The following is a 15,717-nucleotide window of genomic DNA, read 5'->3' on the forward strand; positions in this document are numbered from 1 at the left end:
GCCCGACAGTCACGACTAAAGCTCACATCCCACAAATCGACCAGTCGCTATCCATGGCGGACCTACCGAAAGGCCTCCAACCGGACGCAACGCATAGATCAGATCAATTCACTGCGAACCACCCTCTGAATATCGCTAGCGGCCCGTGCGGCTCTGGCAGCGGCAACGGCCTGTTTTATGCGGGTTGCATAAACCGCTGCGAACATTTGTTGGTTTGCGACTGGCACGGGAAACCCGTACCTGTATTCATCTGCCACATACCTGGCTAATTCTGTATCAGGGATTGGATCGATCGTTCCGTCACGGTTGGCATATTCTCCATTGTTGTACCAGTTTGTATCCTTATAGGTCATGATATCAGCGTAATGCGCAGCCTGATGATCGGTGGACATCTCTCTCCCTGGGTTGAATGCGCGAGCTGAGCCTTCTCCGCTTGCGCCCTTGACCTTAGAATGTCGCTCGATCAGTCAGGGTTCATACCTCAGGGCGTTCGCAAGATCGAGCTTTGACCCTTTAATGGCCTTTGGGGTAGTCCCGCCGGTTCAGGCCGGTACGTAGAAGAGCGGTGTCGGCGCGGTCGCGGAGTTGGGCGGCGGTGACGGCGCAGACCGCGAGGGCGGCCATGACCAGCAAGGCGTGACACCGGCGACACCGGTACCGGGTCGAAACAATGCCAGTATTTGATCATCAGGCTGACGCCGCAACCGTGACGTCGACGCCGGTGCACCTCGCGCCGGGGAGAGAAAGAGAGCAAGCATGTCCCTGTCGCGTCGCAGACGGGAACGGCAACCGATCGTTGCCCGTACCCTCCTGGCGCTCGCCGTCACGCTCACCGGGTTGCCCATCGGCAGTTCCGCCGCGGCGGCCGACCCGAAGCCGGTCATCAACCCGGAGGTCGTGTCCGGCCTCGCCGCCGACGGCACCACGAGCTTCTGGGTCTACCTGCGGCAGCGGGCTGACCTGTCCGCCGCCGCCAAGGTCGCCGACAAGCGCGCCCGGACGACCCAGACGTTCTCCGCACTCACCACGACGGCTGACACCAGCCAGAAGAGCCTCCGGGCGATGCTGGACAGCCGGAAGGCGAGCTACAAGTCGTACTGGATCGCCAATGCGGTCCGCGTCACCGGTGACAAGGCGCTGCTGGACAGCATCGCGAAGCGCTCCGACGTGGAGCGCGTCGAGCCGACCCGCACGTACCGGGCCCCCGCGCCGGTCAGCAAGAGCGCGGCGGCGGCCAAGGCGGCCACGACGTGGGGCGTCAGTGACATCGGCGCGCCGGCCGTGTGGGACGAGTACGCCGACCGCGGTGAGGGCATCGTCGTGGCGAACATCGACACCGGTGTCGACATCGCCCACCCGGCGCTCGCCTCGCACTACCGCGGCCACCGCACCGACGGCACCGTCGACAACAGCTACAACTGGTTCGACGGCACCGGGACCTGCCCGGACGCGGCGACGCCCTGCGACGACGGCGAGCATGGCACCCACACGATGGGGACGATGGTCGGCGATGACGGTGCCGGCGACCACATCGGCGTGGCGCCCGGCGCGACGTTCATCGCCGCCAAGGGCTGCGAGATCGAGTTCTGCGCCGACGCGGCGCTGCTCGCCGCCGGTCAGTGGATCCTCGCCCCGACCGACAGCAGCGGCAAGAACCCGCGCCCCGACCTGCGGCCGGACGTCGTCAACAACTCGTGGGGCGGCGGCGGTGGCGACCTGTGGTATCAGGAGACGATCCGGGCCTGGGTCGCGGCGGGCATCTTCCCGGCGTTCGCCGCGGGCAACGCGCCCGAGGGCGCCTCGTGTAACTCGATTGCCGACCCGGGCAGCTACCCCGAGTCGTACGCGGTGGGTGCCTACAGCGCGGACCACGCGATCGCCGGCTTCTCCCTGCGCGGCAAGTCCCCGATCGACGACTCGATCAAGCCGGACATCGCCGCGCCGGGTGTCGCCGTCCGCTCCGCGGTTCCCGGTGGCGGGTACGCGACCTGGGATGGCACCTCCATGGCCACCCCGCACGTGGCGGGCGCGGTCGCACTGATCTGGGCGGCCTCCCCGCTGCTGCGCGGTGACGTCGCCGCGACCCGCGCGCTGCTGGACAACTCGGCCGTCGACACCGCCGACCTGTCCTGCGGCGGTACCGCCGACGACAACAACACGTTCGGTGAGGGCCGGCTCGACGTACACGCCGCGGTCGCCGCCGCGCCCAAGACGTACGCCACGGTCTCGGGCCTGCTGACGGCGGGCGGCAAGCCGGCCGCCGACGCGAAGGTCACCATCGGCGACCACACGTTCACCACGGCCGCCGACGGCCGCTACCGGCTGATCGTCGAACCCGGCACCCGCACGCTCACCGTGGAGAAGTACGGGTACGCCACCGCGCACACGACGGTCACCGTCGCCGACCGACAGTCCGTCACCCGGGACGTGAAGCTCACGAAGGCCACCATGGTCCCCGTCCGGGGCAAGGTGACCGACGGCTCCGGCCACCGCTGGCCGCTGTACGCGAAGCTGTCCGTCGCGGGGCGTCCCGGCGGTCCGGTCTACACCGACCCGGACACCGGCGCGTACTCCTTCGACGTCCCGGCCGGCACCTCGTGGGCCATCACCACGACCGCGGTCTACGCCGGTTACCGCACGTCCACTGTGCGGGTGGCGGCCGGCCGGCACGGCACGACCGCCGACGTCGCGCTGACCACCGGTCCGGCCTGCGACGCCGCCGGCTACACGGGAGCCGACAGCGCCGACTACTACGCGCAGACCTTCGACACGGCCGCGAAGCCCGCGGGTTGGACCCTGGCCGACCGTACCGGCGGGGGTGGTTGGACCTTCGACAACCCGGCCGGCCGCGACAACCAGACCGGCGGTACGGGCGGCTTCGCCATCATCGACAGCGACCACCTGGGCGGCGGCCACACGCAGGACGCCGACCTGGTCATGCCGCCGCTCGACCTGAGCAAGGCCAGCGCGCCGTACCTCCGGTTCTCCTCCGACTACTGGGTGGTCGGCGGTGCGGCGGACGTCGACGTCTCGGCCGACGGCGGCGCGAGCTGGACGAACGTCTGGCACACCGAGGAGGACCGGCGCGGCCCCCGCTCGGAGCAGATCTCGCTGGACCCGGTCGCCGGGGTGGCCGGCGCGCTCGTCCGCTTCCGCTTCCAGGAGGAGTACGGCTGGTGGTGGCAGATCGATGACGTGCGGGTCCTCAACCGTGCCTGCACTCCGGTGCCGGGCGGCCTGGTGATCGGTACGACCCGCGACGCGAACACCAAGGCCGGCCTGGCTGGCGTCGCCGTCACCGCCGTCGGTCAGCCCGCCGCCGGGGCCACGTCGATCGCGACGCCGGACGACCCGAACGAACCCGACGGGCTCTACTGGCTGTTCTCGCCGACCACCCGTAAGCGCACCCTCACCGCGGCCAAGCGGGCGTACGCCACGCACACCGCCACCACCACGGTCGCGGCGAACACGGTCAACCGCAAGGACCAGGCCCTCGACGCGGGCCGCCTGAAGGTCACGCCCGCGAAGATCGACCTACGGGTGCCGTACGGGTCCACCCGCACGGCGACGATCACCGTCACGAACGCCGGCAAGGCCCCGGCGACGGTGATGACCGTTGAGCGTTCCAAGGGGTACGAGGAACTCGCCCGCAAGGCCAAGAGCGGGCCCGCCGCGGTGACCGTACCGGTGAAGGGTCTTTCGCAGTCCTGGAAGGGCACGCCCGGCGTGCCCGCGACCACGCCGCAGGCCGCGGCGAGTGCCTGGGTGAAGGCGCCGGACATCCCCGGCATGATCAACGACAATGCCGCGGTGACCGCTGACGGCACGGTCTACTCGCTCGGTGGTCAGGTCGGCACCGGGTACGGGAAGAGCGCGTACGCCTTCGACATCGCCGCGCAGACGTGGAAGGTCCTGCCGGATCTGCCCCGGCCACGGGCGCGCGGCGCAGCGGTGGCGCTCGGCGGCAAGATCTACCTCTTCGGCGGCTGGTCCGGCCAAGGCCCCACAGTGCCCGAGGTGGACGTGTACGACCCCAGGTCCGGCACCTGGTCGACGCTGTCCGCGACGAACCCGAGCCCGGTCGCCTCGGCGGGTGTCGCGGTGTCCGGTGGGAAGGTCTACCTGGTCGGCGGCTGCGTCACCACCAGTTGCGTGGCATCGGACACGACGGTCGTGTTCGATGCGGCGACCGGAAAGTTCAGCACCGGGACCGCGTACCCGCACGCCGTCGCCTGGACGCACTGCGGCGCGCTGGGCCGGCTCGTCTTCTGCGCGGGCGGCTCCAACAAGAAGATCTATTACAAGGATCTGCAGGTGCTCAACACGGCGACCGGCGTCTGGACCGCGGGCGAGGACATGACGCACGCGGTCTACGGCGCGCAGACCACCATGGCCGGTGGGCTGCTGGTGATCGCGGGCGGCGTCATCGATGGCAACGGCGTCGGCAGCCAGGTCGTCGGCTACGACCCGGTCGCCGGGGCGTGGATCGACCTGCCGGCGATGCCGACGCCGCGATACCGGGCCGCCGCAGCCTGCGGCGCCTACATCGTCGGGGGTACGGCCAGCCGGGACATCGGCTCGGAGAGCATGCTCTTCCTCGACGGGCTCGGCGACTGCGGTGAACAGGGCGACGCCACCTGGATGAGTAGCCAACAGCCGGATACCTTCACCCTGGCACCCGGCAAGTCCCGGACGATCAAGGTCACGCTGACCGCGACGGCCGCGGCGGGCGTCACCCGGACCGGCACGTACTCGGCGCAGGAGATCCTGCTCGCGGACACCCCGTACGCCGCCCCGGTGGTGCCGGTGACGATGACCGTCACCCGCCGCTAACGAAATGCTGGGGGTGGCTCGCGGACCACGAGCCACCCCCGGGCGTTCGACGCCCCGATCATTCGCGCTCAGTTGGTCTTCGTGACCGACGACGCGGTCACCGAGCCGTTCGCATCCGTGGCGCCGTCCACGCTGACCTTGTCGCCGGTCTTGAAGCTCTTCAACTGCCCGGGGACCCGCACGGACGTGTCGCCGTTGGTGCGGATCGTGATCACCTCACCCGACTCGGTCTGCAGATAGACGGTGCTGCCGTCGATGAGCTTCACGGTCCCGGTGGTGGTGTTGGCGCGTTGTGGTCTGCCCTGGGTGCCGCCGGCGACTGAACCACCGCCCGGGAGGGCCGTGGGTGGGGTGAAGCCGCCCTGTCCCCGGAATCCGCCCGGCCCCGCGGCGCTGGGCTGCGTGCCGAACTCTTTCTGCACCTCAATCCCGGCCACCAGGCCGCCGGCGAGGAGGAGCGCCACAGCGAGGACGATCGTCGTCCTGTTCCACCGGCGGCGGTTCGCCGCGGCGGCCAGCTCAACGTCCAGTGTGGATGCGGTCACAACGGTCTCCCGGGGGTTCACTCGTAGCGGAGGGCGTCGATGGGGCGCAGGCCGGCCGCCCGATGGGCGGGCACGCTGCCGAAGAAGAGCCCGATCGCGACCGACACGCACAGGGCGAGGGCGATCGAACTGGGCACGATCACCGGCCGTACACCGACGATGGTGAAGTTGCTGCCGATGAACGCGGTCGCGACGCCCAGCCCACCGCCCAGCAGGCTCAGCATCGTGGCCTCGGCCAGGAACTGGGTGAGGATCACCCGGCGTGGTGCGCCGAGGGCCTTGCGGATGCCGATCTCACGGGTGCGTTCGGTGACCGTGACGAGCATGATGTTGGTGATGCCGATGCCGCCGACCAGCAGGCTGATGCCGGCCACGGCACCGAGGAGCGTGGTGAACGTGTCGGCCGTCTCGGTCTGCGTCTGCAGGAGCTGGGAGGCGTTCTGGATGCGGTAGGGCTGGGTGGTCGAGCCGCTCGGCACCTGGACCCGCTGGGACAGGATCAGGGAGACCTGTGACTGCGCGTCGGTCACCTTCTCAGGAGTGCGGGCCTCGACCACGATCGAGGTGAGCGGCCCGTATCCGGTGAGCGCCTGCTGGACCGCGCTCAGTGGTGCGATCGCGACGTCGTTGGCGTCCATGAAGCCGGAGGCGCTGCTCTTCTCGTCCAACACACCGATGACCGTGAACAGGGCACCGTTGACGGTGATCTCCTTGCCGACGGCCTGGACGCCAGGGAACAGTTCGTCGGCGACGGTCTGCCCGATCACGATGACCGGGCGGCCCTGTGCGGCGTCGTCGGCGGTGAATGCCGCTCCGTCGCCGATCGGGGAGTTCGAGGCCGCGAAGTAGCTCGGGGAACTGCCGACGAGTTGTTGGACGGAGTGCTCGGTGCCCTGGTAGGTCAGGGTCGCCTGGGTGCTGGTGACCGGTGACACCGATGCGACGTCGGGTGCGAGGACCGGATCGTCGAGCGCCTCGGCCAGAGCCGGCGTGAGGGCACCGCTGCCGCCGACGCCCTGCACGGTCAGGGTCTTGGTGCCCAGCGCCTCGATCCGGTCGGCGACCTGACGGGCGGAGCCATTGCCCACGGCGACCAGCAGGATCACGGCCGCGACGCCGATCAGGATGCCGAGCATGGTGAGGCTGGAGCGGAGCTTGTTGGCGCCGATCCCGCGTACGGCGAACCGCAACACCTCGAAGGCGTTCATGCCAACACCTGCTGCCGGACGTCGGTGACGATCTGGCCGTCAACGAGCCGGATCAGGCGGCTCGCGCGGGCGGCGACGTCTTCCTCGTGAGTGATGAGCAGGATGGTGCGGCCGGCGGCGTGCAGGTCGTCGAAGATGCCGAGGATGTCCTCGGTCGACCGGCTGTCGAGGTTGCCGGTCGGTTCGTCGGCCAGCACCAGGGCGGGTTCGGTGACCAGCGCCCGGGCCACCGCGACGCGTTGCTGCTGGCCGCCGGAGAGCTGGTTGGGTTCGTGGTCGCCGCGCTGGGCGAGGCCGACCATGTTCAGCGCGTTGCGTGCCCGTCGACGACGTTCGGCCGGCTTGACGCCGGCGTAGGCCAACGGCAGTTCGACGTTGGCTACCGCCGACGTGCGGGGGATGAGGTTGAACGACTGGAAGACGAAGCCGATGCGGCGGTTGCGCACCAGGGCGAGTTGGCGGTCGTTGAGCCGGCTCACGTCGACACCGTCGAGCAGGTACTGACCTGCGGTCGGGATGTCGAGGCAGCCCAGGATGTTCATCAGGGTGGACTTGCCGGAGCCGGACGAGCCCATGATCGCCAGGTACTCGCCCCGCGCGACGGTCAGTGACACTCCGCGCAACGCGTGGACGGTGGCGGCACCCTGGCCGTAGACCTTGGTGACGGTGCGTACGTCGAGGACGGTCACCGGCCACCGCCGGGACGACCGCCGCCGGAAAAACCTCCACCGCCGGGGAACCCTCCGCCGCCGGGTCCTGCCCCTCCGCCGGGGAAGCCGCCGCCAGGCTGCGTCCCCTGGTTGGAGTTGCTCGGCGTGTTGATCAGCACCTGATCTCCGGCGGCGAGACCAGATTTGATCTCGGTGGTGCTGTCGCCTTCGAGGCCGACCTCCACGGTGCGGACGACGCGTTGGCCGTTGTCCAGCACGGTGACGGTGTGCCGATTGCCCGCGCTGGTGATGGCCGCCGAGTTGACGTACACGACCTCGTCGGCCTGGCCGACGGTGACCGACACGTTGACGCTCTGGCCGGCGCGTACTCCCTCGGGCAGGTCGTCGATGGTGAACGTGACGCCGTAGGTCACGACGTTGTTCTCCGTCGTCGCGTTGGGGTCGATGGCGGCGAGCTTGGTCGTCGACCGTGCGCCAGGTAGCGCGTTCCAGGTGACGGTGCCGGCCTGGCCGGCCTTGAGCTTCGTGGCGTCCGCCTCGGCGACCGAGGCGGAGACCTCCAGTCGACTCAGGTCGGCGATCTCGATGAAGCCGGCGGACGACGAGCCGGTCCCGCTGCTGCCGCCGTTGGAGGCGCCGCTCGGCGCGTTGCCCCCGCCGTTCGAGGTGTTGCCGCCGCTGCTGCCGGTTCCGGAGGCCGATCCGCCGACCGTGCCGTTGACGGCGGTCACCGTTCCCGCCGTCGGCGCCTTCAGGGTGGTGCCGGCCACGGCGTCCTCGGCCTCGTCGACGTCGAGTTTGGCCTGGTCCACCTGGCCCTCGGCCTCGGAGGTGTCACCGTTGGCGTCCTGCGCCCGGTCGAGCGCGGCTTCGGCGGCGTCGAGGTTGGTCTGGGCGGCGGTGAGCTGCCGGCGTGCGGCCTTGTCGTCGACGGACGCCAGGGCCTGCCCCTTGGTCACCTTGTCGCCGACCTGGACCCGGATCGCGGTGACGGTGCCGGAGGTGCCGAACGTGGCGCTCGCCGTCGACGCGCTGCGTACGGTGCCGGAGGAGGAGACCGTCGCGGTGACCGTGCCCTGGGCCGCGGCGATGGTACGGCTGCCGCCGGAGCCCGGCTCGGCGGCCTTCGCGGTGCTGAATGAGGTGTACGCCCAGGTGGCCGCGCCGGCCACCGTCAGGGCGAGTATGACGTTGACGATCAGGGCAGGCGACGTCCGCAGTCTCGGAAACGACGGCCTGCCCAGTCTCGGGAGGCTGTGGCGCATGCGCGTCAGCTTGCAGGGGGCGGCTCGGAGCAAGCCCCGTACAAGCTCAAAGCTGACTGGGAACCGGTGGGCAGCAGCACCCGGAACGCGGCTCCCTGGCCCGGGCTCGTCTCCAGTTCGACCCGGCCACCGTGGCCGCTCACGATCGCCGCGACGATCGACAGGCCGAGCCCGGAGCCGCCATTGCTTCGGGCTCGACTCGGATCGGCCCGGTAGAGCCGTTCGAAGATGCGCCCGGCATGCTGCCCGGGCAGGCCCGGGCCGTCGTCGGCGACCTCGAAAACCGCGATCGGTGTACGACGGGGCGGCTCCTCGCCGACCACGGCGGCGATCTGACGGCGGGGCCGGTACGTCGCCAGCCGACCAACCCGGACGGTGATGGCGGCGCTCGGTGGCGTGTGCTGCAGCGCGTTGGCGACCAGGTTCGTCGCGACCTGGCGGAGTTCGTGTTCGTCGCCGAGCACCGTCACCGGGTCGAAGGCGCACTGGTCGCCGCCGAAGCTGGCCAGCTGGACCCGGCGGTCGGGGCGGCGGGCGTGCGCGTCGCGGATCGTGTCGGCGGCGATCGCGAGCAGGTCGACCGGGCGTCGCTGCGGCTCCCGCTGGCGGTCCAGCCGGGCCAGCAGCAGCATGTCTTCGACCAGCAGCCCCATCCGGGCGGCCTCCGCCTCGATGCGGGCCATCGTCTCGTCCAGCAGTTGGCCGGGTGGGGCGCCGCCACGCCGGTACAGCTCAGCGAAGCCGCGGATCGACGTGAGCGGGGTGCGGAGTTCGTGCGACGCGTCCGCGACGAACTGCCGGAGCCGCTGCTCGGACGCGGTCCTGGCAGCCACCTCCGATTCGATCCGGTCGAGCATCGAGTTCAGTGCGATGCCCAGCCGGCCCGACTCGGTGTGCGGGTCGGCGTCGTCCACCCGGTGGGTCAGGTCGCCGGCGGTGATCGCGGTGGACGTGCTTTCCATCCGGATCAGCGGGCGCAGGCCGATCCGGACCACCGCCGCGGCGACCAGCGCGAGCAGGAACAGCACGACGATCATCACGATCAGGTCGATGGCGAGCAGCAGGTCCGTCGTGGCCTCGACCTGGCGAAGCGAGATGGCGGGGACGGCGACACCGCCGTCGGGTTGGCTGACCACGGTGACCCGCCAGCGGTCCCCACCATCGACGGATTCCACGGTGTACGGCCCGTCGTCCGCCTTGTCGCGCAGGGCGTCGATCGTCCCCACTTGTGGTGGTGAGATCTCGTCGGGCGATGGTGACGGCGACGGCAGTTGGCGGCCAGCGGCGTCGAAGACCAGCATGGTGCGGTACAGGTCGAAGCGGCCACGGGAGAACGGATTGTCGCCGGACTGGTCGGGCGGGAGCGGGCGGGCCGCGATGTGGCGCATCCCGGCGAGCTGGTTGTCGATCTGGTCGGTGAGGTATTGACGTAGCAGCACGATGCCGGCCGCGTTGGACCCGACCAGGGCGACCGCGCTCAGCGCGGCCACCGCGACGACGAGGCGGGACCGCAGCGTCCACTGCCGCCACCTGGGCATTCTCATTCGTCCGGGGGCCGGCGCAGCGCGTACCCCACACCACGGACCGTGTGGATCAACGGCGGCTCCCAGCGGTCGATCTTCTTGCGGAGGTAGTAGACGTAGGACTCGACGATCCGGCCGTCGCCGCCGAAGTCGTAGTTCCAGACCCGGTCCAGGATCTGCGCCTTGCTCACCACCCGGCCCGCGTTGACCAGGAGGTAGCGGAGCAGGTTGAACTCGGTCGGCGACAGGTCGACCAGCCGGCCGCCGCGGCGCACCTCGTGCGCGTCCTCGTCGAGTTCGACGTCGGCGTAGCGCAGGACGCCGGTGTCGTCGTTCGGTTCGATGCGGCTGCGGCGCAGGATCGCCCGGATCCGGAGTACGACCTCCTCCAGGCTGAACGGCTTCGTGACGTAGTCGTCGGCACCGACGGTCAGGCCGGAGATGCGGTCCTCGACCGCGTCGCGTGCGGTCAGGAACAGCACCGGGACATGCGGCTCCGGCCCGGACCGCAGCCGCTGCGCGACCTGGAAGCCGTCCAGGTCGGGCAGCATCACGTCGAGCACCACCAGGTCGGGCTGGAACTCGGCGGCCGCCGCCAGCGCCTCGTGCCCGCCGGTGGCGACACGCACGTCGAACTCGATGAGCCGCAGCGTCGCCGACAGCAGGGCACAGATATTGGGTTCGTCGTCGACGACGAGCACTCGGGTCAACCGTCCAGCCACGTCATTCTTCTAACGGAGGTACCTCGGAGTCAGCTAGGACTTCCCTTTGTGCTGGCTGTGACGATCTCGTCGCCTTCGGCGAGCCCGCTCGTGATCTCCGTGTACTGGTCGCCGCGCAGCCCGACGCCGACGGCGCGGACCTGATCACCGGCGGCCGTCCTGAGCACGACGGTGTCATCGCCGTGCACCGCGGCCGAAGGCACCCGCAGCACGCTGGCGGCCTCGCCGGTCCGCACCCGGACGTTCGCGCTCTGGCCCACGAGGAGCTCCGTCGGGACCTCCTCGAAGGCGAGCACGACGCCGTACCGCACCAGGTCTCCATCGGCGGCACCCACCGGGTCGATCCGTACGACGCGGGCGGCGAACTCCTCATTCGGCCGGTTGGCCAGCGTGATTGTCGCGCTCTGGCCCATCTCCAGACGGCCCGCGTAGGCCTCTGGAACATCGGCCGCCACCTGCATGCCTGCCACGTCGGCAAGCGTGACGAACGTGCCGCCGGTGCCGACGTCGGCACCCACCGCGCCGGCCACGGTGAGCACCTTCCCACCGATCGGCGCCGTGATCCGGGTGCCGTCAAGCTGATCTTCCGCTTCGGCCAGGGCGACCTCGGCACTGGTCACCCGCTGCTGCGCGGCGAGCACGGGATCCCCGGACCGCTGAGCGGAGCATCCGGCGTTCTGGCCGCCGCCGGGCAGCTGACCGCCGGGTGCCTGGCCACCGCCCGGTTCCTGGCCACCGCCGGAGCGCGGCGGTTGGCTCGCGGGCGGTTGAACCGATCGGGTCGGCGACGGTTGGCTGCTCGGCGACACCGAGGGCGTCGTCGAGGGCGTGGGCGTCGGCGTGGCGGTAGGCGTCGGCGTGGCGCTGCCATCGGCGATCAGAGCGACCGGGACGATCTGCCCGATTCGGGCTGCGGCGACGGGGCAGGTGCCCGTCCCGCCGTCGGCCGTCTCCGCCGCCTCGTCGAGCGCGCTCTCCGCGTCCTCGAGTGACTGCCGCCTGTCGTTCACCCGCTTCTTCGCGGCGGCGGCGTCGATCTCGGCGAGCACCTGACCCGTCTTCACCTGGTCACCGGGGCGTACGTTGACCGCCGTCACCGTGCCGTCGGTGGCGAAGCCGAGCGTGCGGGTCTGCGCGGGTTCGAGCGAACCGGTCGTCGCGACGGCCGTGACAACCGCACCCCGGTCGACCCGCGCGGTGCTGGTGTTGCCTGACCGAGCCGGCTCTCCCCGGTGCGACGTCCACACCACCGCCGCGACGCCGAGCAGGACCAGCGCGGCGAGGCCGCAGACGGCGAGCCGGCCGTGGTCACGCCATCTTCTTCGGAGGAAGCCCATGAGCGGCGAGTATCGGCGGCTCACCTCGCAGATCGCTGAGCCGTACCTCGGAGTTCCCTCAGAGTCGATTCGAAGGGTTCTTTGAGCTCCGCCTGACCTGGCCTGGAGGTGGTGGAGGTTGCATGGGCCGGTGTGCCGCGGCACGTTTGCCGACCCCGGCGGCACGACGAGGATGGAGGAGCTGTGTCTCTGCGCACGCGACAGTCCCGCGGTACGCGATGGACCCTGGCGTTGGCCGGATCGGCGGCGCTGCTCATGGCGGCCGGTTGCGGCTCGGATGGTGGGAGTGGGTCCGACGGCCAGGCGACCGCAGGCGCACCGGAGGGAGTCTCGGCCTACCTCGGTTGCCTCCGCGACCAGGGCATCGACATCACGAACACCTTGCCCTCCGGGCGTCCCAGCGGATTCCCCTCGGGGCGCCCGACCGACTTTCCGTCGGGGCGTCCGACCGCGTTCCCGTCCGGTGGGCCGGGCGGCGGGCGGATGGAGGGCTTCCGCCCCCAGGGGGTCGACGACGCGACCTGGCAGAAGGCGCAGGATGCCTGCGCGTCGGTGCGTCCCAGCGGTGGCCCGGGCGGCAACGGCCTCGGCGGCCCGGGGGGCGGCAACGGCCCCGGCGGCCCGGGAGGCGGCAACGGCGACGCCGGTGCGGCCTACCGCAACTGCCTCGCCGACCGCGGTGTCGACCTTCGGGCCAACCCGGCCACGACCGATCCCAAGGTCGCCGAGGTCATTCAGGCGTGCGGCGTGCTCCGGCCAACCGCCACCGCCACGCCCTAGCGATCCCGCGCGTCGCGTACATCAGCCGCCCGCTGACCTCGGGCGGCGTGGCCCCGGCGGGCGCCTGCACCGACGGCGCGACGACGGCCGTGTCGTACGGCGTGGACTACGTCCGCTGGGCCGCGAAGCGTGACGGCCTGGTCCCTGCTGCCGGTCGGGCAGCACGGACCAGGCCGGATCGCACGCGCCTTACGAGATGGGCAGCCGGTCGAACTTCTCCCAGGTGCTGATCGACGTCCGGTTGGCGATCAGCGGCTTGGTGCCCTTGGTCTCCGCCACCACGTATCTGCCGTTGGCCGCGGCGCGGAGACTGATGGTGCCATCCGAGTTGTTGATGATCGTGAACTTCTCCCAGGTGCTGATCGACGTCCGGTTCGCGATCAGCGGCTTCGTCCCCTTGCTCTCCGCCGTGACATATTTGCCGTTGGCGCGCGAGCGGAGGGCGACGTAGTTGCCGCCCGCGCCGACCACGTCGAACTGCTCCCACCGTCCGGCCGTGGTGCGGTTGGCGATCACCGGCTTGGCGCCGGCGCTCTCGGCCACCGCGTAGCGCTTGTTGGCCCGGGCGCGGAGGACGATCGGTGCCGTCGGGACGGGGGCGCCGGTGAGTCGGGTGAGGGCCGCGTACGTGCCGTTGAACACGTTCTGGCTGTAGTTCGCGGGCTTGCTCGGGTTACCGGCGGCGTACTGCCAGATGGTCTCCGTCGTCCATCCGGCCGGCAGCGGCGGGCGGGCCGTGGTGTAGCCGGCGATGTCCAGCGGGTTGCCGCCGAAGGACGCGTTTTTGCCGGTGCAAGGGTTCCAGTAGTTGGTGTTCGTGTAGATCATCACGGGTCGACCGATGCGTGCCTTGACCTGGTCGGTGAAGGACCGGATCCAGTTCGACATCTCGGTCGGGGTGAGCCCGTAGCAGGTTGGCGCGCCGGACCAGTACGGCCACTCGATGTCCACCATGGGGACGAGCGTCTGGCGGTCCTTGATGAACGCCGCGTTGTCGATGAAGAAGTTCGCCTCGCTGATCGGGTCACGCTTGTCCGGGCGGGCGAAGTGGTAGGCGCCGACGAGCAGACCGGCCGCCTTGGCCGCCGCGTAGTCCTCGGCGAAGTAGGGGTTGCGGTACGTCTGCCCCTCGGTCGCCTTGACGTACGCGAAGCTGGCGCCACCGGCCGCGACCTGAGGCCAGTTGATCGGGCCGAGGTTGTGGTCGTGGCTGGAGACGTCGATGCCGCGGACCGTGTAGCCGGCCGGGATATTGGCGCTCGCGGACGCCGCGCTGGCTCGCTCGCCCGGCATGACGCCGGCGTTCGCCCAGCCACCACCGTCGGGAGCGGCGTCCGCGGCGCTGGCCGGCTGTGCCGCGCCGATCGCCGTGCCGATCGCCAACCCGGCGGACAGGAGCGCGCAGATCAGTCTTCTTGCCATGGTGAGGTGGGTTTCTCCTTGGTCGGGCGGTTGTGCCACGTGCGGAATGCAGGGCTAGTTCCTGGCCGGTGCGCCGCAGCATTTCTTGTACTTGCGGCCTGAATCGCACCAGCACGCTGTGTTGCGGTCGGGTGGCCACAGCAGCACCTGGTCGGGGTGCGTGATGGCGCGCCACTCGCCGTATTCTCGGCGGGTTGACCGTTCGGCCGGGTCTCGGCCTTCACGTCGGGCGTACGCCTCGTAGTCAGCGAGGTTTCCACTGACCATGCGTACCCGGGCGGCGCCGGCTTCGGCGTAGCCGCGGGCCTCCCGTTGGATCCGCGCGGCGTACGTGTCGTAGCTGTCGCCGTAGGAAGCGGTCGACTCGGGCCAGCGGGAACGTATCGCGGTGAAGTCCTCGCGTACCCAGCGCAGGACGATCCCGTCGAACGCTTCCACGTCATCGGGAACACCCAGCTGGCGACGCTGGACCGCGTCACCCAGCGTCTCCCGCACCATCTCCCGGAACGCGGTGAGCGAGGCGTCGGTCTCCGCCCGCACGGCGAGGTCCTCTTCGTCGTGTTCGATCCCCAGTTCGTCACGTAGGAAGCCGCGGGTGATGAGCAGCCCACGCCGGTAGTCCTGCACCTGCATGTCGTCACCGGCCTTGGCTGCCCGGGCCAGCCCCGCCTGACACCACTCGAGGGCCGGCCTGTACTGCCCGACGTCGCACAGCAGCTCGGCCATGTCATCGAAGATCCGCAGGTCGGCGAGCCCGCCCGGCTGGCCGTCGAGCTCGGTCCACAGCGACTGCTGGGCCGCTTCGGCCTCACGTTCACGCCTCAGCGCGTACAACTGCTCGACGATGCCGACCTCAGCGTCCCTGCCGGACTCACCCCCGAACTCCGCCGCGCGGCGGAACAACGCGAGCGCCTCCTCGCTCTTGCCGCCACGGGCCGTGTACCACCCGGCATCCACCAGAGCGCGTGGCTCCTCCGGATCACCGGCGTGCTGCAGGGCCCACCGCTCACACTCGGCCGCGGACGGCTCGCGCTTCAGCGAAGCAAGGAAAGCCCCGTACGCAGTGCTTGCGGCATCAGAGGCCACAGAACCGTTCATACCAGAAACCTACCGAAGCTCGATCATGCCAGGGGTACCGAGATCGCCACCGCGCGGGAGAGCCGCCCAGTCTCTGACAGAGATGCGGAGATCTGGTCGAACTGGCGCACCCTACCCGCGTCGCGGGATGTGCCCGGACCTTCGGTCGCGGCTCGTGCTACTGCCCGTTGGTGTCGAGCAGGCGGCCCAGCATGGTGATGATCTGGTCGAGCTTGGCGCTGTGGTCCTGTCGCAGCGCGGCGACTGTTTCGCCGAGTTCACGCAGGGCGGTGGTGTGTTCGACCTGGGTGATGGACAGAGCCTGGACGAGGTG

Annotated in this window: 12 protein-coding genes; 2 read left to right on the forward strand and 10 right to left on the reverse strand. The window is 70.2% G+C overall.

What is annotated here, in order from left to right; all coding sequences use genetic code 11:
- Positions 1-98 precede the first annotated feature (98 nt).
- The gene (locus F8271_RS23400) at positions 99-392 is read right to left on the reverse strand and encodes a hypothetical protein (protein ID WP_151491976.1); all 294 of its coding nucleotides are present in this window, start codon (positions 390-392) and stop codon (positions 99-101) included.
- A gap of 364 nt (positions 393-756) precedes the next feature.
- Here F8271_RS23400 and F8271_RS23405 point away from each other — a divergent pair, with 364 nt between their 5' ends.
- Positions 757-4,833: a S8 family serine peptidase gene (locus F8271_RS23405; protein WP_151491977.1), complete on the forward strand. Its 4,077-nt coding sequence runs from the start codon at positions 757-759 to the stop codon at positions 4,831-4,833.
- A 68-nt stretch (positions 4,834-4,901) separates the two neighbouring features.
- Here F8271_RS23405 and F8271_RS23410 read toward each other — a convergent pair whose 3' ends face one another.
- Genes F8271_RS23410 through F8271_RS23440 form a run of 7 tightly spaced genes read right to left on the reverse strand, consistent with a single transcriptional unit; the run spans position 4,902 to position 12,128 of the window.
- Positions 4,902-5,378, reverse strand: a complete 477-nt coding sequence (locus tag F8271_RS23410) for a hypothetical protein (protein ID WP_151491978.1) — start codon at positions 5,376-5,378, stop codon at positions 4,902-4,904.
- A gap of 17 nt (positions 5,379-5,395) precedes the next feature.
- A complete protein-coding gene (locus tag F8271_RS23415) occupies positions 5,396-6,586 on the reverse strand; it encodes an ABC transporter permease (RefSeq protein ID WP_151491979.1) in 1,191 nt (396 codons plus the stop codon).
- Positions 6,583-7,275: an ABC transporter ATP-binding protein gene (locus F8271_RS23420; RefSeq protein WP_151491980.1), complete on the reverse strand. Its 693-nt coding sequence runs from the start codon at positions 7,273-7,275 to the stop codon at positions 6,583-6,585. The genes F8271_RS23415 and F8271_RS23420 overlap by 4 nt, the downstream gene beginning before the upstream one ends.
- Positions 7,272-8,522: an efflux RND transporter periplasmic adaptor subunit gene (locus F8271_RS23425; RefSeq protein WP_151491981.1), complete on the reverse strand. Its 1,251-nt coding sequence runs from the start codon at positions 8,520-8,522 to the stop codon at positions 7,272-7,274. The genes F8271_RS23420 and F8271_RS23425 overlap by 4 nt, the downstream gene beginning before the upstream one ends.
- Positions 8,523-8,527: 5 nt before the next feature.
- On the reverse strand, positions 8,528-10,060 hold the full coding sequence (locus F8271_RS23430) for a cell wall metabolism sensor histidine kinase WalK (protein WP_225854712.1): 1,533 nt from the start codon (positions 10,058-10,060) through the stop codon (positions 8,528-8,530).
- A gap of 2 nt (positions 10,061-10,062) precedes the next feature.
- Positions 10,063-10,767, reverse strand: a complete 705-nt coding sequence (locus tag F8271_RS23435) for a response regulator transcription factor (RefSeq protein ID WP_151491983.1) — start codon at positions 10,765-10,767, stop codon at positions 10,063-10,065.
- A 29-nt stretch (positions 10,768-10,796) separates the two neighbouring features.
- A complete protein-coding gene (locus F8271_RS23440) occupies positions 10,797-12,128 on the reverse strand; it encodes an efflux RND transporter periplasmic adaptor subunit (protein WP_151491984.1) in 1,332 nt (443 codons plus the stop codon).
- Between the two features lie 159 nt (positions 12,129-12,287).
- Here F8271_RS23440 and F8271_RS23445 point away from each other — a divergent pair, with 159 nt between their 5' ends.
- Positions 12,288-12,884 carry a hypothetical protein gene (locus F8271_RS23445; RefSeq protein ID WP_225854713.1) on the forward strand — a complete coding sequence of 199 codons (597 nt, stop codon included), beginning with the start codon at positions 12,288-12,290 and terminating at the stop codon, positions 12,882-12,884.
- Positions 12,885-13,073: 189 nt separating this feature from the next.
- On the opposite strand, the gene F8271_RS23455 is transcribed toward F8271_RS23445, so the two are convergent.
- Entirely contained in the window at positions 13,074-14,306 is a 1,233-nt protein-coding gene (locus tag F8271_RS23455) for a GH25 family lysozyme (RefSeq protein WP_151491986.1), read from the reverse strand.
- Between the two features lie 54 nt (positions 14,307-14,360).
- Positions 14,361-15,263 (reverse strand): SEC-C domain-containing protein, encoded by a 903-nt coding sequence (locus tag F8271_RS23460; RefSeq protein WP_192580422.1) that lies wholly within the window; start codon positions 15,261-15,263, stop codon positions 14,361-14,363.
- Positions 15,264-15,717: the final 454 nt, after the last annotated feature.

It is taken from the genome of Micromonospora sp. ALFpr18c, assembly GCF_008868155.1.
Taxonomy (GTDB): domain Bacteria; phylum Actinomycetota; class Actinomycetes; order Mycobacteriales; family Micromonosporaceae; genus Micromonospora.